We start from the raw sequence: 21,554 nt of genomic DNA, 5'->3' as shown, positions 1-21,554 counted from the left end.
CGCTCTGAACAGCCCTAAAGCTTTGTAACGCGCAGCGAGAGCGGGAACCGGATGATGCGGCGCGTCTCAGGGTCGCCCCATGCGGCGATGAGTTCACGCTCGAAAGCTTCGATGGGCGCGCGGCCGAGCACTTTCTCGATGGCGCGAACCGCCGACCAGGTGTCCACATAGCCCGTGAAATCGGACGCGCGCCATGCGACCTCGATCGCCATGGGCGGCGTAGTCAGTTCCTCAAATGGGAAGTCGAGGGAGCGGTAACCCATCTCCACATGCCGACGCTCCGGTGGCCAATAAGGGCCGAGCACGGCTTTGTAGAAATGCTGAATGACGGGATCGATATCGGTGTCAGCTTGCACGACGCCATAGGAGATGAGGGCCAGCACCGCGCCCGCCTTCCCCACGCGCCGCGCCTCTGCATAGAAGGCTGGAAGATCGAACCAGTGGGCGGCCTGCGCAGCCGTGATAAGATCGACAGAATGGTCGGCAAGACCGCTGCTTTCGGCCGGCGCGACGCGGTATTCGACGCGCTCATGCGGTCCAGCTTTTTCGATCTGCTGTGCGCTGGCATCGGTGGCGATGACGCGCTTGAAGCGGTCCGCGAGCAGCACCGAGAGCTGCCCTGTTCCGCACCCCACATCGAGCGCGACGTCGGTCGCGGTGCAGAGGTCCGCCAGATAATCGACAAGCTCACGCGGATAGGTGGGTCGATAGATGGCGTAGCCGGCAGAGCTGGTCGAAAAATGGTCTTTGAACGACATCTCTCAGCGCCTGGAGAATGGCGCAATGGAAACGCCATTAGCCTCCAGCTTGGCACGAACCGTGCGCGCCATCGCGACCGCGCTCGCCTCATCGCCATGAACGCAGATGGTGTCGATCTCAATGGGGATGCGCTTGCCGGAAAGGGTTGTCACTGCCTTGTCCTGCAAGGCACGCAATACACGCTCCGCCGCCGCGTCAGCATCATGGAGAACAGAGCCCGGCTTCTTGCGGCTCGATAAGGTGCCGTTTTCCTCATAGGTCCGGTCGGCAAAAAACTCGCGCGCGACTCTGACGCCGACTTGATGCGACGCCTTTTCCATCAAGAGGCCCGGCATGCAGACATTGACGAGGCTTGCATCGACGCCCTTGACGGCGCGGGCGATGGCCAGCGCCAGATCCTCGTCCTCGTTCGCCATGTTGTTGAGCGCACCGTGCACCTTCACATAGGTCACGTGATGTCCCGCCAAAGCGGCGACCGCCTGCATCGCGCCGATCTGATAGGCGATCATGCGCTCGATCTCCGCGGGACTGTCGCCACGGATCACCCGGCGACCAAACCCTTGCAGATCATTGAAGCCGGGATGCGCGCCAATAGCGACCCCCTTACGCTTCGCCGTTTCCGCCGTTTGGAACATGATGGACGGATCGCCCGCATGAAAACCGCAAGCGATGTTGGCAGAGGACACGATGTCGAGCATCGCCTCGTCATCGCCCATGGGCCAGGGGCCGAATGCTTCGCCCATGTCGCAATTCAAATCGACGGTTATGCTCATGATTTACACCAGAACAGGCTGTGCGCTCTGCGCGCCCACATGGAACACACGCTTGTAACGCTCAATCTCGGCCCTCGGCCCCAGGGCCTTGGTGGGATTATCGGAAATCTTCACGGTCGGCCGCCCATTGGCGGAGATGACCTTGCAGACAATCGAAATCGGATCGAGTCCGCCATCCGGCACGAGGCCACGGAAATCGTTCGTCAGAAGCGTGCCCCAGCCATAACCGATGCGCATGCGGCCGTGGAAATGCTTGTGAATACGCTCGATCACATCGACATCGAGACCATCGGAAAAGATCGCGAGTTTCTCTTGCGGATTTTGCCCGCGCGAGCGCCACCACTCGATGGCCTCTTCGCCTCCTTCGATGGGGTCCTTGGAATCGACGCGAATGCCGGTCCAGAACGGAATCCAGTCAGGCGCATTTTTGAGAAAATTCGTGGTGCCGTAGGTATCCGGCAGGATGATCCGCAGGTTGCCTTCGTAATCCTCCTGCCAGTCGGCCAGCACGCGATAAGGCGCCTGCGCCATGTCGGCTTCGTCATCCGTCAGCGCGCTATAGACCATCGGCAATTCATGCGCGTTGGTGCCTACCGCCTCCACCTCGCGCCGAAGGGCGATGAGGCAATTGGATGTGCCGAGGAACGAGGAGCCCAGCCCCTCGATCATCGCCTGCACGCACCAGTCCTGCCACAGGAAGCCGTGGCGGCGGCGGGTGCCGAAATCGGAGATGGACAGGCCGGGTAAGGCCTTCAACCGCTCGATCTTCTCCCACACCCGCGTCATGGCCCGGGCATAGAGCACCTGAAGCTCGAACTTGCCCATGTCTTTGAGGATGCCGCGCGAGCGCAGCTCGTTCAGGATGGCGAGCGCCGGGATCTCCCACATGGTGGTCTCGATCCAGGGGCCGTGGAAGGTCAGGACATATTGGCCGTCCTGCTTTTCAAGCAGGTAATCCGGAAAGCGGAAGGCCTCCAGCCAATCCATGAATTCCGGCGAGAACATCTGCCGCTTGCCGTAGAAGGTGTTGCCGCGCAGCCAGGTCGACTCGCCCCGGGTCAGGGACAAGGAGCGCACGTGGTCCAGCTGCTCGCGCAACTCGCCTGCGTCGATGATGTCGGCCAGGCGGATGCGGGTCGTCCGGTTCTGGATGCCGAAAGTGACCTGCACGTCCCGGTGGCGACGGAAAATCGTCTGCGCCATCAGGAGCTTATAGAAATCCGTGTCCAGAACGGACCTGACGATCGGGTCGATCTTCCAAGTGTGGTTGTAGACCCTGGTCGCGATGTCCACCATCGCCTGCTCCTAGCCGCCTTCAGAAAGGCGCGACAATAGCGAAGGGCCGCCTACGATTTCAAGCTCGCAGCACCCTCATTGTCCCTCATAGGAGATGCGATAGATCGCGCCCGCCGTGTCGTCCGAGACGAGGAGCGACCCATCCGGCAACATCGCCACATCGACGGGCCGCCCGAGATATTCGCCGTTTTCCGTCAGCCAGCCTTCGGCGAAGACCTCGCTCTGGTCTGCCGTGCCGTCCGGCTTGAGGGAGGTGAACATCACGCGCGCGCCAATCGGCTTGGTGCGGTTCCAGGAGCCGTGCTGGGCCGTAAAGATGCCGCCCCGGTAGAATTGAGGGAACATCGTCCCCGTATAGAAGGTCATGCCGAGATTGGCGGCGTGAGCAGCCATCTCCACCTGAGGCGGGACGAGACCCGCCGGGAGGGGATCGTTCTTGTACTCGTTGGTCCGCACCCTGTCTCCGCCATAATAGGGGAAGCCGAAATTCTGACCGATCTGGGGCGCGCGGTTCAGTTCCTCCGGGGGCCGGTCGTCGCCCATACCGTCAACCTGATTGTCCGTGAACCACAGGGTCTTGTCGGCTGGGTTGAAGTCCATCCCAACGGAATTGCGGATGCCCGTCGCATAGACCTCACGGCTCTTCCCGTCCTGGTCTATGCGGATGATGCCGCCCACGCCAACCTTGTTGTAGAGGGCGATCTTGTCCCGCGGCGGCACGTTGTAGGGCTGGCCGAGCGCGATGTAGAGCTTGTTGTCCGGCCCGATGCGGCACACCCGGGCGGTGTGATTGTAGCTCTCCTCGGAGGGCGGAATGAGTTCGCCCTGCTTGGTGACGACGAACGCGGCAATATCTGGTCGCTCAAAGAGAGACTCGGCGGCCGGGAATTCGAGGACGCGGTTCTGTTCGACCACGAACAGCACGCCGTCTCGTGAGAAGCAGACGCCGTTCGGCACTCTGAATTGGATGGGAGGCGCGAAGGCCGTCACCTCGTCGGCTATCCGATCCTTGTCGCGGTCCGCCACCGCATAGACGTGGCCCTTACGGGTTCCTACGAAGACGATGCCGATCGATGGCCCCACCGCCATGTGCCGGGCATCCGGCACGATAGCATAGAGGCCGATCTTGAAGCCCGGCGGCAACCGGATGTTTTCGAGATGCTTGCGAATGACCTCCGCCCGCCGGCCGCCCTGCGGAATAGGCCTCGGCGCGACGGTTCCGGTGCCAGGGGACAGTTTCTCCAGATTGCCGGTAGGCGATTGCGCCACTGGTTGGGCGAGGGCGGGAGAGGCCAGGAGAAAGACCGCAGCCACAGCCAGCCGGATCGGCTTCATCCTTCCCTCCATCGCGTCTCAGGGAATGCAAAAACACAGGACTGAACTGCTTGCCGGGGCGATCAGTTTCAACGCGCGCGCCCTTGGGCCCGCTAGTCACTGCCTTATGATCTCAAGGGAAGGCCGCGTGCATGCCAAGCCGGCGAAGAAAACGCCTTAACGGGACGGCTGCGAGCCTATACATGGTAGGACAGAATATCGACAGAACCGCTGAGGAGGCCCCATCGTGGCAATTACCCGTGAACATGTGCTCCAGGCCCTCTCGACCATTCCGGTCGACGCGAGCGGGACAAGCCTCGTGACGTCGGGCCGCCTGTCGGAGGTGGTGGTGGACGAGGCCGCCAGGGTCATGTTCTCGATCTTCATCGAGCCCGCGGAGGCCGCCAGCATGGAAACCGTCCGCCGCGCGGCGGAAACGGCGGTGCAGGGCTTGCCCGGCGTCAAGGCGGTGTTCGCCAGCCTGACGGCTGAGCGCCCCGCCTCCTCTGGCCCGACGGTGGTACGCTCCAGCGGGAGCGAGGCGCGGCGTCCTGCAGCGGCGCAGCAATCCAAGACGCAGCGCATTCCGGGCGTCACCCACGTGATCGCCGTGGCCTCCGGCAAGGGCGGCGTCGGCAAATCGACGACGGCTGTCAATCTGGCCCTCGGGCTGAAAGCGCTGGGCCTGAGGGTCGGCCTTCTCGATGCGGATATCTACGGCCCCTCGATGCCGAAGCTGCTCGGCATCCACGGCAAGCCCAATCTGCTCGAAGGGCGCATCCTCGAACCGATGGAGGCCTACGGCATCAAGGTCATGTCCATCGGCTTCCTCGTTGATGAGGAGGCCGCGATGATCTGGCGCGGGCCGATGGTCATGTCGGCGATCACGCAGATGCTGCGGGAAGTCGCGTGGGGCGACCTCGACGTTTTGGTGGTCGATATGCCGCCCGGCACCGGCGATGCGCAGCTCACCATGGCGCAGGCGACTCCGCTCGCAGGCGCCATCATCGTCTCGACTCCTCAGGATCTCGCCCTCATTGATGCGCGACGCGGCGTTGCCATGTTCAAGCGGGTGGAAATCCCTATCCTCGGGATCGTCGAGAACATGGCGACCTTCGTTTGCCCCCATTGCGGACAGACCTCCCACATCTTCGGCCACGGCGGCGCTCGCGCGGAAGCGCAGCGCCTCGGCGTTCCGTTCCTCGGCGAGGTTCCTCTCAACATGACAATCCGCGAGCTGTCGGATTCCGGCCACCCCGTCGTCGTCGCCGATCCCGAAGGACCTCATGCGAAGATTTACAAGGACATCGCCCGTCAGGTTCTCGCCTCGTTGACAGGAACCGCAGCCGCGCGCGCCGCGCCGCGCATCGTGATTGAATAAACACACGTGATGACGCAGCATCCCGCGACACTCGGCGTCATTCTGGCGGGCGGGCGCGCAACGCGCATGGGCGGCATTGACAAGCCGCTTCTCACGCTAGGAGGCTGCACGCTCATTGCGCGGATCGTGGAACGGCTGTCACCACAATGCGAGGGGCTCATCATCAGCGCGAATGGCGATGCAAACCGCTTTCGCGACCTGGGACTGCCAATCATCCAGGACGATGTCCCTGACTATGCGGGTCCGTTGGCGGGCGTGCTCGCGGCGCTCGATTGGGCGGCCATCCATCGCCCGTCAATTGAATGGCTCGTGAGCGTGACAGGCGATGCGCCGTTCGTCCCCCAAGATCTGGTGACGCGCCTGCATCGGGTGCGGGATGCGGAGCAGGCTCCTCTCGCGTGCGCCGCTTCGAGTGATCGATCTCACCACGCCATCGGCCTTTGGCCGGTGAATTTGCGGCACGATCTGCACCAAGCCGTTACAGTTGATCACCTGCGTCGTGTGGAAGACTGGACGCGACGGCATAGAGTCGCGCGGGCTGTCTGGCCGACAACTCCGTTCGACCCCTTCTTCAATATCAACACGCCCGAGGATCTTGTTTCCGCCAAGGCAATGGTTGAGCAATTCGCGGATCGCCTCTAAAGGCAGTGCCAGGAGAAGCGTCGCGGATGATCGAACTCGACCTTTCAGGACTGAAATGCCCGCTGCCTGTGTTGCGGACACGCAAGGTTCTTCGAACCCTTGAGCCTGGCGCGACCTTGCGCGTCGTCTGCACCGACCCTCTCGCCTCCATCGATATTCCCAATCTCATTCGCGAGACAGGGGATGTTCTGGAAGACCAGCAGCAGGACGGAACGAAGCTCGCCTTCGTCATTCGCAAGGCGGGATAACAAAAAGGCCCGGCGCGAGGCCGGGCCCTATTGCATTTCAAATAATCAATCGCGGTTGCTGCGCTTTCAATGCGATCTTTACCGATTCCATTATCTTAAGCATAGAAGCAAGATCGCAGCATAGAATATGACGCGAATGGCGATCTCTGCATATTCTCAGCGCAGTTTTATTAATATTTATACATTCACAGTTGAACAATTCGTTGCGATATAGCGAAATAATAGTCGCACATCACATCGGCGAACAGAAATACGTTCAGCTCGGCAGCGAATTTGATGTTTCCGCAGTCATTAATGGCCTGGGTTCGACTCTACACGGCCCCACGAAAGGCTCAGCTTGGCGGAACAGAGTATCTTGTGTATATGTTATAATCTTTTAATGCCCGCTGACGAGCTATTTGATTGCCCAGGCCCGAAATACATTCTCGACAGTCTTATGATCACAGCGCGGAAAAGGAGACCGCCCGCCCGATGAGCCGACTGGCTCTTCTCGCCCATCAATTGACGACGCCGCTCTCGACGATCTCGACCCTTGCTCAAGGTATGATGCGGCGCACCGATCAGCTTAGTCAGGAGGACATTCGCGAGCGCGCGGAAAAGATATGGCGCGCCAGCCAGCGTCTTCAGGAATTGATCGACACGGTCATGTCCTATACGCGCGCCAATGCCGGTGCGATTGTTCCGGACCGCAGTCAATTCAACATCGAAGCGCTGTTGCGTCGCGTCTGTTCAGAACAGAGCGCGCAGGCTTCACCGCGGACTTTCGATCTCAAGATCCGCAACCTGCCGCCACTCATCACCGCCGATCCGATCCTGCTTGAACAGGTCTTGATTATCGTTCTCTCCAACGCCACGAAGTACTCGCCCCTAGATCGTCCGATTCATGTCATCGGCGACATGAAAGGCGACGAAGTGACGGTCACCGTCAGAGACGAGGGAATAGGCATCGGAGAGAATGACCTCCCCTTCCTGATGCAGCCTTTCTTCCGCGGAGAGAACGCAAAGTCCATTCCCGGAACGGGCTTAGGCCTTAGCCTCGCGTGGCATATTCTCAAGCTTCACGGCGGCCGCTTGCAGATCGAGAGTGCAAGAGATAGCGGCACGACCGTGACGATCATCCTGCCGAAGGCTTAAGCCGCTCTCTCAAGGGCGGATGAGAATGCAACGGAAGTCGTTGACGTTCGTCAGCGTCGGCCCCGTGATGACGAGGCAGTCAAGCTGCGCAAAGGCCGTGTAGGCATCGTTATTCACGAGATATGATGCGAGGTTGATCCCTCTGACGCGCGCATCATCGAGCAACTTCGCATCGAACCATGCACCGGCATTGTCTTCGGATCCATCGATCCCGTCCGTGTCGCAAGCGATGGCAGACACCCGCTCTTCGCCTTTAAGCGCCAGCGCCAGCAAGAACTCGGCATTGCGACCTCCCCGCCCCTTCCCCCTCACGGTGACAGTGGTTTCACCGCCGGAGAGCAGGACGCACGGTGCTTTGATCGGGTCTCCATGCTGAACGACGGAGTGAGCAATGCCCGCCATCACGCGCGCAACCTCGCGCGCTTCTCCCTCGATAGCATCGCCGAGAATAAGCGGCTGCAATCCGAACTCACGTGCCTTCACTGCTGCCGCATCGAGTGCCATCTTTGGCGTCGCCAGCATGTGCACGACGCCACCTGCTGCGCTGTTCTCCAAAGCATTGGCGCGTATGGCCGCAACGACGGAGTCGGCTACGTCGATGGAGTAATTGCGCAGGATCGACAGCGCAACTTCCGGATCGACGGCTTCGGGAATCGTCGGCCCCGAGCCGATGCTCGATGGGTTATCTCCGGGAACGTCGGAGATCAGATACGTCACAAGCTGCGCACCACGAACGCTCGCCGCGAGGCGGCCGCCCTTGATCGCGGACAACGACTTGCGCACGAGGTTCATCTCGCCAATCGGCGCGCCAGATTTCAACAGGGCGCGATTGATCGTCTGCTTGTCGGCCAGTGAAATGCCTTCGGCGGGAAGCGACAGCAGTGCCGACGCCCCGCCTGAAATCAGACACACCACGAGATCGTCAGGCCCAGCTTCGCGCGCCAATGTCAGAATGCGCCGCGCCGCATCCAACCCCGCCTCGTCGGGGACGGGGTGCGCAGCTTCCACGACCTCGACAAAGCGCGTCGGGGTGGTATGACCATAGCGCGTCACCACAAGCCCCTCGCAGGTTCCGCCATGGCGCGTCCAGGCCTCCTCGAATGCCGAAGCCATGCGCGCCGACGCCTTACCCGCGCCGAGAACGATGGTGCGTCCCTTCGGGATCGCGGGCAGTCGCCCCTCGAACTTGCCGTCGGGCAACGCCGCGTCGAGCGCCGCGCGGAAAAGAGCATGCAGGATTTCAGAATCGTTCGGCATGGTCGTGATCATAGGGTGAAGAAGGGTACGCGCATGACATGGCGATAGATCTCGCCAGGTCGCAGAGCGGCAGAGGGAAAGTGAGGCTCGTTGGGTGAGTTCGGATAGACTTGGGTTTCCAGCGCGAAGCCCGCGTGTTTGCCATAAGGCACGCCACCCTTTCCGATGGCGGGCAGTTTCTCGAAATGGTTGGCGGTGTAGAACTGCACGCCAGGTTGATCGGTCCAGATCTCCAACCCACGCCCTGAGCGAGGATCGGCAGCGTGGGCGGCACGGCGCAACGTTCCCTTCTCGCCGTTGATGCAGAAATTATGGTCGTATGCCGCCTCTGGCAGTTGCGAGAGATCATCGATCATCGCGCCGATGGGCCGCAGGGTCCCGAAGTCGAACGCCGTACCCGCGACCGGCGCAATCTCGCCGGTCGGAATCTTCCCCGGCCCCACCGGCGTATAGTGATCTGCCTCAAGCAGCAGCAACTGATCGCACACGTTGCCCGAGCCATGACCCGCAAGGTTCCAATAGCCGTGATGGACCATGTTGATGACGGTCGGCTTGTCGGTCGTCGCTTCGAAGACGACTTCAAGCGCCGGCTCTGCCGTCAGCCGGTAGGTAACAGAGGCCTCGACGCGGCCGGGATAGCCTTCGTCCCCATCGGGCCTGTCGAGTGTGAAGCGCAGGGTGTTTGACGCCTCGTCTGCTTCCGCGTTCCAGATCTGTTTGTTGAAGCCTTTGGAACCACCGTGAATGTGGTTGGGCGCCTCATTGACGGTAAGCGAATGGGTCTCGCCATCGAGGGTGAATTGGGCCTTCGCGATGCGATTGGCATATCGCCCACACACGGCACCTGCCGAGCCCCGATAGCGCAGGTAGGAGTCCAGATCGTCATAGCCGAGCACAATATCCTCGGAGCGGCCGTTCCGATCCGGAGCATAGAGTTCGCTCAGGATCGCGCCATAGGTGATGACCTTGGCCCGCAAGACCCCGGCATGGATTTCATAAGCGTCGACGGGCGAGCCATCGATGGCGCCGAATGATGTCCTCGTGATCCCCATTGCGCTCTCCTCAGCGCCACCCCGCCGCCTGCGAAGTCATATGCCGGCTAAACTAGACGCTTGATCTCGTTAAGCTCGTCTTTTAGGTCTCCTCACGAGAAGAACACAATGACGTTTCGAGGGAAATCCCCGGCATGCAAGACCGCCTTTTCGACCGCCGCCCTGCAACCCACGGAGCGGACGCATGAAGCCCCTTTCGCAATTCTCCCGCGCTGAAGCCCGCGCGATCCGCGCGGTCCTGACCGATATCGATGATACGGTGACGACCGAAGGTACGTTGACGGCCTCGGCCTATGCCGCCCTGGAGCAGTTGCATCGGGCCGGTCTTCTGGTGATCCCGGTCACCGGGCGTCCCGCAGGATGGTGCGATCATATCGCCCGCATGTGGCCGGTGGACGCAGTCGTCGGCGAGAACGGCGCTTTCTATTTTCGCTACGACCGGCAACAGAAGAAGATGCATCAGCATTTCTGGGCGAGCCGCGAGGAGCGCATTCGCAACCGCGCCCGCCTCGACCTGATCGAGAAAGAGGTTCTGGGGACCGTTCCCGGGACCGCGCTTGCGAGCGACCAGGATTATCGCGTGGCCGACCTCGCCATCGATTTCTGTGAGGACGTTCCCGCTTTGCCTGAATCCGAGGTCGACCGGATCGTCGCGGTGTTCGAGCGGGCCGGCGCGCAGGCCAAGGTCAGCTCAATCCATGTGAATGGCTGGTTCGGCGATTATAATAAGCTCAGCATGGCAAAGACGCTTTTGGCCGACGTCTTCGGTATCGATTGGGAAACGGCAAAAAAGAGCGTGGTCTTTGCGGGCGACTCGCCCAATGACGAGCCGATGTTTGCAGCGTTTCCCTTGAGCGTCGGCGTGGCGAACGTCCATGCTTTCGCTCACCGTCTGACGAATAAGCCCGCTTACATCACCGATGGTCACTCCGGCGAGGGCTTCGCCGAACTTGCGCGCATGGTGCTCGACGCTCGAGAGTAAAGAGATGAAAAAACAAAGGGCCTGACGATCGCTCCGTCAGGCCCTTTTTCGATCAGATGCCGCTCAGGCAGACATACTTGATTTCGAGGAAGCCCTCGATGCCGTATTTCGACCCTTCCCGGCCCATGCCGGACTGCTTGACGCCGCCGAAGGGCGCCATCTCGTTGGCGAGAAGGCCCGTGTTGACGCCGACCATGCCGCTTTCCAGCGCCTCCGCCACGCGCCACACACGCGACATGTCACGGGCGTAGAAGTAGGCTGCAAGGCCGAATTCGGTGTCGTTCGCCATCGCGATCACCTCGGCCTCGTCTTTGAAGCGGATGATCGGGGCCAGAGGTGCGAAGGTTTCTTCCTTCGCCACTTTCATCGATTGCTGAACCCCCGTGATCACCGTGGGTTCGAAGAAGGTGCCGCCGAGACCTGAGCGCTTGCCACCTACAACGAGCTTGCCACCCTTGGCGAGAGCATCGGCCACATGCTCTTCCATCTTCGTCACGGCGCGGTCGTCAATGAGCGGCCCCTGCGTGACGCCCGCGTCAGTGCCGCGTCCGAGTTTGAGACCCTGCACTTTCACCGTCAGTTTTTCCACGAAAGCATCGGCAACCGTGTCCTGCACGTAGATGCGGTTGGCGCAGACGCAGGTCTGGCCCGCATTGCGGAACTTCGACATCATTGCGCCCTCAATCGCCGCATCGAGGTCGGCATCATCGAACACGATGAAGGGCGCGTTGCCGCCCAGCTCCAGCGACAGCCGCTTGATGCTGTCGCCAGCTTCCTTCATGAGCCAGCGGCCCACATTGGTCGAGCCGGTGAAGGTGATCTTGGCAATCTTCGGATTGTGACAAAACTCCTTGCCGATGGGCGCGGCGTCACCCGTCACGACCGAGAAAGCACCTTTCGGCACCCCTGCCCGCTCCGCAAGCACAGCCAGCGCAAAGGCCGAAAGCGGCGTCTGGGCCGCGGGCTTCAACACCATGGTGCAGCCCGCCGCAAGCGCAGGACCCGCCTTGCGGGTAATCATACCATTGGGAAAATTCCACGGCGTAATCGCCGCGCAGACGCCGACCGGCTGCTTGAGGACAACGATGCGCTGGTCGCCTCGCGCCGGCGGAATGATGTCGCCGTAGATGCGCTTGGCCTCCTCCGCGAACCATTCGATATAAGCCGCGTTCGACAGCACCTCGCCCTTGGCCTCCGCCAGCGGCTTGCCCTGCTCGGTGGTAAGGATCAGCGCGAGATCGTCGGCATTGGCGATGATGAGATCATACCAGCGCTTCAGGATCTGGCTGCGTTCCTTGGCTATGCGCGCGGCCCATTCCTTCTGCACTTCATAGGCCTTGTCGATGGCCCGGCGTACCACCTCGGGACCCAGATCCGGCACTTCGGCGAGCAGCGCCCCGTCGAAGGGGTCCGTCACGGCGATGGTCTTGCCGTCCGGCGCGGAGATCCATTCGCCCGCCACATAGGCTTGCGACACCAGAAGGGAGGGATCCTTGAGGTCCAAAATGCGACGGTCGACAGGCTTCTGGTGAACGGTCATCTCTCAGCTCCAAGAGGGCAATCGACTTGGGGTATAAGCCCTCGTACGAGCGATGTGAACATACGGCAGCGCCGGTCAGGGTTGCCTTTCGCGGCGGGGCGGTCGCAGCCTTGCCCGACGGTCGGCCTTTCTAGGTGGCCAGGATCGTGGACTCCGTGGCCGCACGCTAGAGTTACCCTGTAGCCCAACGTCGAGTCAGTTCGGTCGAGCTTGATCATGCCAGGTAGCGAAACATTCGATTACATGGCGTCACACCTCAAGCGCGTTCGTAGAGATCGTCCAGCCGCAGGATGTCATCCTCGCCGAGATAGGCGCCGGATTGCACCTCGATCAGGATGAGGATTTCCGGACCTGGATTTTCGAGGCGATGGATGCACCCGCACGGCAGATAGGTAGACTGATTTTCCTTGAGCAAGGTCTCTTCGTTGTCACGGGTCACCAACGCCGTTCCGTTGACCACGATCCAATGCTCCGCGCGATGCTCGTGCTTCTGAAGCGACAGCTTCGCGCCCGGATTCACCGTGATCCGCTTGACCTTGAAGCGCTCGCCGGAATGGACGATCTGATAGTATCCCCAGGGTCGATAGGTCCGCACGGTCTGCGTCGCCGTTTCATGGCCGGATTGCCTCAGCATCTCGACAAGAGGGCGAACATCCTGGTCACGCCCCTTCGTCGTGACGAGAACGGCGTCGTGCGTCGCCACGACAATCAGGTCATGCACGCCGAGCGCCGCGACAAGAGGCCCATCGGAGCGCAGGTAGCAATCCCGCGCATTATGCGCTGTCGCGTTGCCCTCGACCACCGTCCCTTCGGCATTCTTGTGTCCTCTTTGCCAGAGCGCCGACCAGGTCCCGATATCCGACCACGAGAAGCGGGCAGGCACGACGACAGCGTTCTTCGTTCTCTCCATCAGGGCATGATCAAGCGAAACGCTCCGTGCCTCCGCGAAAGCCGCTGCATCGAGACGTAAGAAATCGAGATCGTTCCTCCCCGCTTCAATGGCCCGCTCGCAGGCGTGGAGCAAGGCAGGCTCCAGGCACCGCATTTCATCGATCAAAGCACGCGCAGACAAAAGAAAGATACCGCTGTTCCAAGCATAGTCATGCGATGCCAGATAGCGTTCTGCCGTTGCGAGATCGGGCTTTTCCTTGAATGCAAGGACCTTACGAACACCGTGCCCGACCGGCTTTCCCATATGGATATAACCATATCCCGTCACGGGCGCGGTCGGCTCAATGCCGAATAGAACGAACGACGCATCGCAAGCGCTTTCGATGCCCATCTTCAGAGTTACATGAAACGCCTCGTCATCACTGATGGCATGATCAGCCGGCATCAGCAGCAAGATACTCTCAGGGTCATCCCGCAAAGCGAAAAGCGCAGCGATCAGGGCAGCGGGCGCGGTGTTTCTCCCCATGGGTTCAAGAGCAATGCGTCTTGCGCTCATGCCAATACAGCGCAATTGCTCTGCAATAACGAAGCGGTGCTCTGCATTCGCAACCACGACGAGATCATTGAACAGCGCCGGATCGGCGACGCGACGCGCTGTCTGTTGAAGGAGGGTTTCCTCGGCCACCAGAGGAAGCAATTGCTTCGGATACGACTCCCGCGACAGGGGCCATAGCCGTGTTCCCGTTCCACCGGAGAGGATGACCGGCGTGATTTTCTTCATGAAGGCGCTCCGCGAAGCCGCCACGCCCCAACCTCAGCCGCGGCGGCACGACGGATCTTGGCGACGCCGCGATCCGACATCCGCATCGTATGTTACTTTATATCTACCGATCAATAGGCCCGCGTTACGGCATCGGCAATTTCGTTTTAGCGAAAAGGAACTACCTCACGAGAGGGCTTTCGAGCCGCTGTGAACGGCCGTCTCGGCACCTTAAGTTACTCGCGGGTTCAGCACGTCGGTGCGGTGGTGTTTCGCCGAGCTTGCTCAACTCAATCTGCAGCGCCGTCGAAAGGAGGGACCGTGCCGAAGCGATATCTGGTCACGGGCGGTTGCGGCTTTATTGGCTCACATCTAGCGGAAGCTCTGATTGCAGACGGAGCCGACGTCATCGTGATCGACAACCTTTCGACCGGGCATCGCAAAAACCTGACAAGGGATGTGGAACTTGTGGTGGGCGACGTGAGAGATCACGGCCCGCTCAAAACATTGTCGACGGGATGCGATGGCATTTTTCATCTCGCGGCTATCGCGTCGGTGCCACGTTGTACGCAGGAATGGCACGCCTCTCACGGCATCAATCTCTCGGCATCAATCGGTATCTTCGAGATGGCAGCGGAATCTGAAATCCCGGTTGTCTACGCCTCCTCTTCGGCCATTTACGGCGATGTGCAGAAGACGCCAATCAGCGAAGACGACCCCAAGATGCCGATCTCGGCCTATGGCGTGGACAAATACGCTATGGAGCTTCATGCGCTCGCTGGCGCAAGAACCAGAGACCTGAGATCGTTCGGCCTGCGCTTCTTCAACATCTACGGCTCGCGCCAGGATCCGCATTCGCCCTATTCAGGCGTCATCGCCGTTTTTATGCAGCGCGCGCGGGATGACGTCCCCGTTCTCATCCACGGCGACGGCAATCAGGTTCGCGACTTTGTCTATGTGACCGATGCTGTCAGAGTCTGCCAAGCTGCGATGGAACGGCTGCACTGCCAACGGTCGGCCACAGCTGAGATCAGCAATGTCTGCACAGGACAAGCGACCTCGATTCAAACGCTGGCGCATTCCATCACTGACTTGATCAGGCCGGGGCTTTCCGTCTCGAATGGCCCCGAGCGCCCCGGCGACATCAAGACGTCGATTGGCGACCCGTCTCGGTTATCCAACATGCTCGGAATCAAAGCATCGACCTCTCTCTCGGAGGGATTGATGTCGATGCTGACTTATGCGTGACGTCTTTATTCAATCAGCTTGTCGAAGCACGACCGCCGGCCGATAGGTGGCTTGCAGCCCAGATCGCAGCCTGGGTCCGATTCTTCGCACGGATTTTGCGAAGGATCGCCTTGACGTGAACTTTGACCGTCGCCTCCGTGATGTCAAACTTGCGCGCGATCAGCTTGTTAGAGTCGCCCTCCATCAGGCAGCGAAGGATGACCGTCTCACGAACGGACAATCCCTTCGGGGGCATCTTCTCATCGGACCGACCATCGTCGTCGCCCTCGGACAGCTCCGCCGCTTTCGTCCGTTCGCGCACTAGGTTGAGAACGGCCGATGGGAAAACCGTTTCGCCGAGCATGACGAGATCAAGTGTCTTGATCAGAACCTCGCACGAGACGGTCTTGGTCAAATAGGCATCGGCCCCCGCCTGAAACGCCGCAAGAACCTGATGCAGGTCATAGTCGTCCACAAGCATCACAACCCGTGCGGCCGGCACATCCTGCTTGAGGCGCTGGATATGCTGACACAACGTAGCGTGATTGGCCGTCGCATCGACCACCAGCAGGAACGGCGTTTCGCGCGCCACCTGCATGCGCCGGACGTCTTCGAGGTTTTGAGCCGCAACGACTGACCTATAGGCGGTGTCGGCCAGAATACGTTTCAAGCCCTCTCTGACGAGCGCGTTTGGCTCAACGAGAAGGGTGGTGACACAGTTCTCTCCGGACTCCTTCGGACGCTGAGCGAGACTCGGCAGAGCGTCGATATCACTCGCTTGGCTATCGCCCTCAGGAAAATTGCTTGGATCGACCAAGCTATCCAAGTCGTAATGTTTCCGCATGGGAGAGCCCTTCTGGCCCCAACGCGCCGGGAGTGCCGCGCGCTTTTTGCAATAAGAAAATTTAGCCTACAAGCGGATCTAGGACAATTAGACAGATGTTCAAATTATTTTTGAAATAATTACAGCCGCACACGCAAAGTACCCAGCGCGCGGATCAAATTCACAGCTTTCCCAAGTTCGCTTTCGCACGTTCCAAAGAAGTGAAAGTGCGGATTAAATGCACAGGCTATTTCTGCTCTAATCCGTCGGAGGGAATTGCGCAGCGGTCGGCACGGGGGAGATATGGATCCGAGGCTGGACAGAACAGGCTGGCAGACCTAGACAGGAATCGATACTGAGCAACGTCCGATGGCCGGGAAAATTAGCAGAAACAACATTACACCAGCGGAATGGGAGTACCTTCGCTCGACGATGAGATGCTATTTTCACCTCGTAAACGGCAATGAGAGGATCGCTGACCAGGACGGAATTGAGGTTCGCGATATCGAGCAGGCGCGTTCGCAAGCGTGGAAGGCAATCGAGGAATTGCGCGCTGAGGACGACGCGTCGGCGAGCGAGTGGAAGGACTGGCGCCTCGAGGTCACGGACGCCGACGGAAAGATCTATTTCTCTATCACATTAGGAGGAGCTCTTCATTGAGCTCGCTTTGGCCGCGGCGCTCATTCGCTTGAGGGCCGTCAGCTTTCGCAGCATGGCGCGCACGTGTTGCTTTACCTCCTGATCGGGCGGCTCGAAATTCTGCGATGTCGTCTGGCCAGTCTTCCGAGACATGAAGGGCTCCCCAGAGATTACTGCGGTGCAGGCATCCACGGACACAGCCTCGGCACATGCGGCCGGAATGGAGAGCGAACGCTCCGTCTACCTGCCTGCCCCCGCGCAGGCCGAGACCTTTCATGACACAACAAATTCAACTTCCGCTCGTCACGCCGCCCGGCGGTGGGAAGACGAAAAGAAACATATTTCGTTTAGAAATGATCGAAGCAGTTGTTTTTCGGATTTCAGCGATGGGCAGTCCATCCGCCTTCGGCATTCGTCCCTGGTAGATGAGCTACTGCCCACATCGCCGCTTGCGTTCTATTGGCTACGCGGATCTTTCGCAAAATTGCCTTGATGTGGACCTTCACCGTCGCTTCCGCTACTTCAAGCCTGCGCGCGATTATCTTGTTGGGCGCTCCCTCCATGAGGCAATGCAAAATTTCAGCTTCGCGCGTCGATAATGTCCGCAACGGCAAATCGGCCGAGGCCGCCTGCAGATCCTCAACACCTTCGGTAACAGCGCGCCGTTGCGCGTGAGACATTTCGGAATAGGTCGACAACGCTGAAAGAAAGACACCGGACGGGAACACGATTTCGCCCAGCATCGCGAGGTCAAGATATTTGACGAGAACATCGCATCCGATCGTCGCGAGGCAATAGCCATCGCCTCCCGCGTGCAGCGTCGACATCATGCAGTCTATGTCAAAATCGTCGGCCAGAGCGACGGCTCGCGCGCTGGGATATCTCGCCTTCAGCTCACGCACCGCATCGCCCGTCGCGGATTGATGGAGGTTTGCGTCAATGATGAATAGTTCCGGCGCCGCCTCTCCCAGTTGCTCGTACGTAGCCTCGAGCGAGAATGCTTCGACCTCGACGCTGAAGCGCGTCCCTGAGAGGATATGCTTGAGCCCCTCGCGAAGCATGGAGTTTCTGCAAACCAGAGCGGTCGCGACCTGCTGCGTGCCTCGGTACATCCGAAAAACCTTCTCTACTAACAGAGCCCGGTCACGAATTATATGAAGCAATCATTCCTTAACCATCGGGGAAAAGGGGTAGAGCATAATGCTTTTGAGGTATAAATCACGCCAAAAAAAACGAAATTATGTTCCAATTTGATATAGTTTCACCAACGTTATTCACATAAATATAAGATATTTTATAACATAATTCTAGGATTATTGGACTCTCACGGGATTTCAGGACGAAAGTAATTGTTCTTACGGGCAGATAAATTTCTGCGCTTATGCACCCAGTCGAGCGACTTCTCTTTTGGCGCAATCCTATTGCATGGAAAAACATCCCTCCGCGATCAGTAGAAACTTTGAATTAACCCGATGGGATAATCGATACATCCGAAAGTTATATAAGCACATTATTGCTAACATTAATTCATTATTTGCTAACACTTTTGGGCCGTTGCGCACCGTTGGTATGATGCCAAACTCATAACTACTATGCGCTAGCAACTAAAAAAATCATCAATGCGGATGATTACTTTGATGCTCCACCCAAGCCTGCCCGTCACGCCCGGCGCATCCTAACCCGGATCTGGCAGCTCAGTCGGTTCAATGCGTTAACAACACATCCGTTTCCGCGGGGCTCTACCAAAAAGGGATCTCACATGGGTGAGCCGCATGTACCTCAGGTGCCCTCCTCCACCATTGTCAGAAGCCTGGATGCGACGATGGTGTTGGGATCGAAGATTGCGACGCCATTTCACTTGGGCCTTGGGCGCGTATCGCGGTTCGGCAAACGTTCGCTCGACATCCTGGTCGCATCGTTGGCGTTGTTCCTCAGTCTGCCGCTTCTGCTCGTGATCGCAGTCTTCGTCGCGATGGATGGGGGCCCGGTCCTCTACAGCCACCGGCGGATCGGCACCGCAGGCGTTCCGTTCGGATGCCTCAAATTTCGCACGATGATCCTCGATGCGGACCAATGCCTCGAAGAGTATCTGTCGTATCATCCGGAAGCATGCGCCGAATGGGCGCGGAATCAAAAGCTGACCTTCGACCCGCGCGTTACGGCCGTCGGGCGCTTTCTCCGCCAATCCAGCTTCGATGAACTTCCTCAGCTCATCAACGTTCTGAAAGACGAGATGAGCCTCGTCGGTCCGCGCCCAGTGACGCAGTCGGAAATGGCACATTATGGGCCAGTGGCCGCGCTCTACAAGAGCGTCCGCCCCGGCATTACCGGTTTGTGGCAAGTCAGCGGGCGCAACGATGTCGGTTACGAGACGCGCGTGAAGCTTGATGAGCACTACGTCAAGAATTGGAGCTTCGGTTCGGATCTTTTGATCCTCTTCCGGACTCCTACCGCGGTTCTTTCTCGCCGGGGGGCAAAATGAACAAGAATGTCAATCTTCCCCTCGAAGCAACGCCGGCAGTCATTGAGCTCAGACCGGACGTTCATCGCATTCGCCGGCTGCAATCAGGGACGACCATCAGCGTTCTCATGTCGACCTATGCAGCCGAGACGGCGGTAAATCTCAAGGCAAGCCTCGAGAGTCTGTATGCGCAGACCGTGCCGCCCGACCAGATCGTACTTGTCGTCGATGGCCCCGTCGATCGAGGCCAGGAGGACGTCATTGCACAGTATCGCAACGATCGACGCATTCTGCACATGTCGCTGATCAGACTGCCGAAGAGCCGCGGCCTGGCGAATGCCATGAATGTCGGCCTGGAAAACTGCTACGGTGAGTTCGCACTGCGCATGGACAGCGACGATGTTTGCGAGCCGGATCGCATCGAGGTGCAGTTGGCTTATGCCAGAGCCCATCCCGAAATCTCGCTCATCGGAACGTGGAGCGAAGAGTTTTATGACGACGGAGCGCCTTCTCATCTCAAAGTCTCTCCGGCCAGTCACGATGCCATCGTGCGCGCCTTGCGATGGCGAAACGTCCTTGTGCACTCCTCCATTCTGGTAAGAGCGGAAGCGCTGCGGCGCGTCGGCGGATATCGCGAAACCTACGGCAAGCTCGAAGACTACGATCTCTTCATTCGACTTGCGCAGGCCGGCGTCAAATTTCACATCATTCCAAAGGTTCTTGTCCGCGTTCGTTCCGGCACGGAGCAGCGCATTCGCCGCGGTGGCCTGGCTTATTGCATCAAGGAAATTCGATTCCGGATCGACTGCTTCCGATCGGGATTTCTGAATGTGCGCCAGCTCGTCATGGTTACGGCGATGTACACGACCTTCCGCCTCGTTTCGGGCCAGCTCCGGCGGCGCCTCTATTCGCTCGTTCGTACTTAAGATCTCGCGAGGCCGATGCCCTCGGCGAGACGCTCAACCGTAAGAGAGACCCGCCGCCATGAATGACACGGCCTTCGAGAATCTTTCTCTCGCGAAGCGGTCAACCCTCAAAAGTGAGAAGCTTCATATGGCACCGCCCGCGACAGCGAAGATGAACCGCGGCTTCCTGAAATCTCCTTATGTTCGGCGCTTTGTTGCCGGCTTCGCGGTGGTCGCCGTTGCAGCCGCTGCGACTTGGCCGCTGCTGCCACGTCGCTACGAAGCGACCGCTTCTGTGATCATGCGTCCGACAAATGAGAATGGGCAGCTTGATCGGAGCGAATCTCTCCGCCAGCCGCTTGATGAAAATGCCATTCAGTCGGAGATGGACCTGATGGCGTCACCCGCCATCGCATCGGTTGTCATCGCACAAAACCACCTGGCCACCGATCCGGAATTCGGATCGGGCCCGACGAGCTGGAGAGCGCATCTCAGCGATTGGGCGCACGAAACACTGCCATCGCTCCTCGGTTCGCCCAAGAAAGCTCCCACGATCTCCACCGCCGACCTGCGCTATCGCCTTCAGAAGCGGCTGAGCATTTCTCGTGACCGCCGGTCGTATACGATCAAGTTCGGCTACTGGTCATCGGACCCAACCAAAGCCGTCGCGATGACGGAGAGCTTGCTCCGGGCCTATCTGGACGACCAGGAGGCACGCAAACGGAAGCTGGCAGAGAGCTTTTCCGACAGCCTGTCCAAGCGCGTCGCCGACCTGCGCGCCAGGCAGGAACGCTCTGAGCGCGCGGTCAGTGATTTCACGGTCGAGTCGGACCTCGTGGACAGCGCAACGCGGACCTCCCTGGAAAATCAACTGACGGCATTGAGCAAGGAGGCTGCCGACGCGCGGGAGCGGTACATCAACGCGACGATGCAGGCAGAACTGCAAAGGAGCCGGACCATCGGCGGAGCGTTGGAAATCCTGGCGCCTTCCTTCGAGGCGGATTCAAAAGATGCTGCCCTGCCCGACACCTCTCGACCCGTGACATGGCTACTAGACAACAAGCTTGGCTTCGGCTCGCCCGTTCAAATCATGAACATGGACGCCACGGCAAAGGCTTGGGCGGCGAGAGAAGAGGTTTTGCGCAAGGCTATGAAAGCCATTCGAGAAGAACTCGCCGAGCGGCATCGGGCAGAGCTGAAACTGGATGAGCTTCGCCAGGACGCAGCGACCGACAAGAGCGTCCTCGATGCGGCGCTGGTGCGTCTCAAGGAGCAATCAGCCCGCTTGGCTTCGCTCGGACCGGACGTCGAAATCCTGGCACATGCTGAGATTCCAGCGCGCCCCACCTTCCCCGATCCCGTGCTGGCGTTTTTAGGAACACTGCTCGCCGGAATCGCGGCGGGAGCGGCCATGGTCTGGCGTCCTCTGTCGGTGAAAGCTCGTCAATTGTTGGCGGCTCACTGAAACCG

Annotated in this window: 20 protein-coding genes; 10 read left to right on the top strand and 10 right to left on the bottom strand. The window is 59.6% G+C overall.

Translation table 11 applies throughout. The features are described 5' to 3' along the window. Positions 1-14 precede the first annotated feature (14 nt). From HB375_RS06220 to HB375_RS06205, 4 genes are all read right to left on the bottom strand, one after another. Entirely contained in the window at positions 15-758 is a 744-nt protein-coding gene (locus HB375_RS06220) for a class I SAM-dependent methyltransferase (RefSeq protein WP_167672107.1), read from the bottom strand. A gap of 3 nt (positions 759-761) precedes the next feature. Further along, entirely contained in the window at positions 762-1,526 is a 765-nt protein-coding gene (locus tag HB375_RS06215; RefSeq protein WP_343232372.1) for a LamB/YcsF family protein, read from the bottom strand. Positions 1,527-1,535: 9 nt separating this feature from the next. Next, positions 1,536-2,828, bottom strand: a complete 1,293-nt coding sequence (pncB, locus tag HB375_RS06210) for a nicotinate phosphoribosyltransferase (RefSeq protein WP_167672105.1) — start codon at positions 2,826-2,828, stop codon at positions 1,536-1,538. A 75-nt stretch (positions 2,829-2,903) separates the two neighbouring features. Further along, the gene (locus HB375_RS06205) at positions 2,904-4,163 is read right to left on the bottom strand and encodes a PQQ-dependent sugar dehydrogenase (RefSeq protein ID WP_167672104.1); all 1,260 of its coding nucleotides are present in this window, start codon (positions 4,161-4,163) and stop codon (positions 2,904-2,906) included. Positions 4,164-4,389: 226 nt separating this feature from the next. On the opposite strand from HB375_RS06205, the gene HB375_RS06200 reads away from it, so the two are divergent. The 4 genes from HB375_RS06200 to HB375_RS06185 all read left to right on the top strand — a co-directional run bounded on the left by HB375_RS06200 (position 4,390) and on the right by HB375_RS06185 (position 7,547). Further along, entirely contained in the window at positions 4,390-5,523 is a 1,134-nt protein-coding gene (locus HB375_RS06200; protein WP_167672103.1) for a P-loop NTPase, read from the top strand. 9 nt (positions 5,524-5,532) lie between these two features. Then, entirely contained in the window at positions 5,533-6,165 is a 633-nt protein-coding gene (gene mobA / locus HB375_RS06195; RefSeq protein WP_167672102.1) for a molybdenum cofactor guanylyltransferase MobA, read from the top strand. Between the two features lie 26 nt (positions 6,166-6,191). Then, positions 6,192-6,413 carry a sulfurtransferase TusA family protein gene (locus HB375_RS06190; RefSeq protein WP_167672101.1) on the top strand — a complete coding sequence of 74 codons (222 nt, stop codon included), beginning with the start codon at positions 6,192-6,194 and terminating at the stop codon, positions 6,411-6,413. A gap of 471 nt (positions 6,414-6,884) precedes the next feature. Next, positions 6,885-7,547, top strand: a complete 663-nt coding sequence (locus HB375_RS06185; RefSeq protein WP_167672100.1) for a sensor histidine kinase — start codon at positions 6,885-6,887, stop codon at positions 7,545-7,547. A 9-nt stretch (positions 7,548-7,556) separates the two neighbouring features. On the opposite strand, the gene HB375_RS06180 is transcribed toward HB375_RS06185, so the two are convergent. Both HB375_RS06180 and HB375_RS06175 read right to left on the bottom strand, forming a co-directional pair. Continuing rightward, on the bottom strand, positions 7,557-8,804 hold the full coding sequence (locus tag HB375_RS06180) for a glycerate kinase type-2 family protein (RefSeq protein ID WP_167672099.1): 1,248 nt from the start codon (positions 8,802-8,804) through the stop codon (positions 7,557-7,559). A gap of 8 nt (positions 8,805-8,812) precedes the next feature. Further along, positions 8,813-9,856 (bottom strand): aldose epimerase family protein, encoded by a 1,044-nt coding sequence (locus HB375_RS06175; RefSeq protein ID WP_167672098.1) that lies wholly within the window; start codon positions 9,854-9,856, stop codon positions 8,813-8,815. A 184-nt stretch (positions 9,857-10,040) separates the two neighbouring features. On the opposite strand from HB375_RS06175, the gene HB375_RS06170 reads away from it, so the two are divergent. Then, a complete protein-coding gene (locus HB375_RS06170) occupies positions 10,041-10,838 on the top strand; it encodes an HAD family hydrolase (RefSeq protein WP_167672097.1) in 798 nt (265 codons plus the stop codon). Between the two features lie 52 nt (positions 10,839-10,890). Here HB375_RS06170 and HB375_RS06165 read toward each other — a convergent pair whose 3' ends face one another. Together HB375_RS06165 and HB375_RS06160 are read right to left on the bottom strand one after the other, a co-directional pair. Further along, complete coding sequence (locus HB375_RS06165; RefSeq protein WP_167672096.1) at positions 10,891-12,378, bottom strand: NAD-dependent succinate-semialdehyde dehydrogenase; 1,488 nt, start codon at positions 12,376-12,378, stop codon at positions 10,891-10,893. Positions 12,379-12,634: 256 nt separating this feature from the next. Next, positions 12,635-14,050, bottom strand: a complete 1,416-nt coding sequence (locus HB375_RS06160; RefSeq protein WP_167672095.1) for a mannose-1-phosphate guanylyltransferase/mannose-6-phosphate isomerase — start codon at positions 14,048-14,050, stop codon at positions 12,635-12,637. Positions 14,051-14,350: 300 nt separating this feature from the next. On the opposite strand from HB375_RS06160, the gene HB375_RS06155 reads away from it, so the two are divergent. Next, positions 14,351-15,277 carry an NAD-dependent epimerase/dehydratase family protein gene (locus tag HB375_RS06155; protein WP_167672094.1) on the top strand — a complete coding sequence of 309 codons (927 nt, stop codon included), beginning with the start codon at positions 14,351-14,353 and terminating at the stop codon, positions 15,275-15,277. A 13-nt stretch (positions 15,278-15,290) separates the two neighbouring features. On the opposite strand, the gene HB375_RS06150 is transcribed toward HB375_RS06155, so the two are convergent. Beyond that, a complete protein-coding gene (locus HB375_RS06150; RefSeq protein WP_281409326.1) occupies positions 15,291-16,100 on the bottom strand; it encodes a LuxR C-terminal-related transcriptional regulator in 810 nt (269 codons plus the stop codon). Between the two features lie 348 nt (positions 16,101-16,448). Between HB375_RS06150 and HB375_RS06145 the strand changes: the two genes are divergently transcribed. Next, the gene (locus HB375_RS06145; protein WP_167672092.1) at positions 16,449-16,739 is read left to right on the top strand and encodes a DUF6894 family protein; all 291 of its coding nucleotides are present in this window, start codon (positions 16,449-16,451) and stop codon (positions 16,737-16,739) included. Positions 16,740-17,098: 359 nt separating this feature from the next. On the opposite strand, the gene HB375_RS06140 is transcribed toward HB375_RS06145, so the two are convergent. Next, positions 17,099-17,830: a LuxR C-terminal-related transcriptional regulator gene (locus HB375_RS06140; protein ID WP_167672091.1), complete on the bottom strand. Its 732-nt coding sequence runs from the start codon at positions 17,828-17,830 to the stop codon at positions 17,099-17,101. A 647-nt stretch (positions 17,831-18,477) separates the two neighbouring features. Between HB375_RS06140 and HB375_RS06135 the strand changes: the two genes are divergently transcribed. The 3 genes from HB375_RS06135 (at position 18,478) to HB375_RS06125 (ending at position 21,549) form a co-directional block, all read left to right on the top strand. Next, positions 18,478-19,200 (top strand): sugar transferase, encoded by a 723-nt coding sequence (locus HB375_RS06135; protein WP_167672090.1) that lies wholly within the window; start codon positions 18,478-18,480, stop codon positions 19,198-19,200. Beyond that, positions 19,197-20,105, top strand: a complete 909-nt coding sequence (locus tag HB375_RS06130) for a glycosyltransferase (protein WP_246728369.1) — start codon at positions 19,197-19,199, stop codon at positions 20,103-20,105. The genes HB375_RS06135 and HB375_RS06130 overlap by 4 nt, the downstream gene beginning before the upstream one ends. 127 nt (positions 20,106-20,232) lie before the next feature. After that, positions 20,233-21,549 carry a GumC domain-containing protein gene (locus HB375_RS06125; RefSeq protein WP_167672089.1) on the top strand — a complete coding sequence of 439 codons (1,317 nt, stop codon included), beginning with the start codon at positions 20,233-20,235 and terminating at the stop codon, positions 21,547-21,549. Positions 21,550-21,554 lie beyond the last annotated feature (5 nt).

Source organism: Microvirga terricola, assembly GCF_011777495.1.
GTDB classification, from domain to species: domain Bacteria; phylum Pseudomonadota; class Alphaproteobacteria; order Rhizobiales; family Beijerinckiaceae; genus Microvirga; species Microvirga terricola.
Note: the sequence above shows the minus strand (reverse complement) of the source record. Positions and strands in the feature narration are given on the sequence as shown.

Coding starts and splice junctions, on each gene's coding strand:
- HB375_RS06135 (WP_167672090.1), top strand. CDS start 18,478: ATGGGTGAGCCGCATGTACCTCAGGTGCCCTCCTCCACCATTGTCAGA.
- HB375_RS06220 (WP_167672107.1), bottom strand. CDS start 758: ATGTCGTTCAAAGACCATTTTTCGACCAGCTCTGCCGGCTACGCCATC.
- HB375_RS06180 (WP_167672099.1), bottom strand. CDS start 8,804: ATGCCGAACGATTCTGAAATCCTGCATGCTCTTTTCCGCGCGGCGCTC.
- HB375_RS06205 (WP_167672104.1), bottom strand. CDS start 4,163: ATGAAGCCGATCCGGCTGGCTGTGGCTGCGGTCTTTCTCCTGGCCTCT.
- HB375_RS06140 (WP_167672091.1), bottom strand. CDS start 17,830: ATGTACCGAGGCACGCAGCAGGTCGCGACCGCTCTGGTTTGCAGAAAC.
- mobA (WP_167672102.1), top strand. CDS start 5,533: ATGACGCAGCATCCCGCGACACTCGGCGTCATTCTGGCGGGCGGGCGC.
- pncB (WP_167672105.1), bottom strand. CDS start 2,828: ATGGTGGACATCGCGACCAGGGTCTACAACCACACTTGGAAGATCGAC.
- HB375_RS06170 (WP_167672097.1), top strand. CDS start 10,041: ATGAAGCCCCTTTCGCAATTCTCCCGCGCTGAAGCCCGCGCGATCCGC.
- HB375_RS06125 (WP_167672089.1), top strand. CDS start 20,233: ATGGCACCGCCCGCGACAGCGAAGATGAACCGCGGCTTCCTGAAATCT.
- HB375_RS06165 (WP_167672096.1), bottom strand. CDS start 12,378: ATGACCGTTCACCAGAAGCCTGTCGACCGTCGCATTTTGGACCTCAAG.
- HB375_RS06145 (WP_167672092.1), top strand. CDS start 16,449: ATGGCCGGGAAAATTAGCAGAAACAACATTACACCAGCGGAATGGGAG.
- HB375_RS06175 (WP_167672098.1), bottom strand. CDS start 9,856: ATGGGGATCACGAGGACATCATTCGGCGCCATCGATGGCTCGCCCGTC.
- HB375_RS06130 (WP_246728369.1), top strand. CDS start 19,197: ATGAACAAGAATGTCAATCTTCCCCTCGAAGCAACGCCGGCAGTCATT.
- HB375_RS06160 (WP_167672095.1), bottom strand. CDS start 14,050: ATGAAGAAAATCACGCCGGTCATCCTCTCCGGTGGAACGGGAACACGG.
- HB375_RS06185 (WP_167672100.1), top strand. CDS start 6,885: ATGAGCCGACTGGCTCTTCTCGCCCATCAATTGACGACGCCGCTCTCG.
- HB375_RS06150 (WP_281409326.1), bottom strand. CDS start 16,100: ATGCGGAAACATTACGACTTGGATAGCTTGGTCGATCCAAGCAATTTT.
- HB375_RS06190 (WP_167672101.1), top strand. CDS start 6,192: ATGATCGAACTCGACCTTTCAGGACTGAAATGCCCGCTGCCTGTGTTG.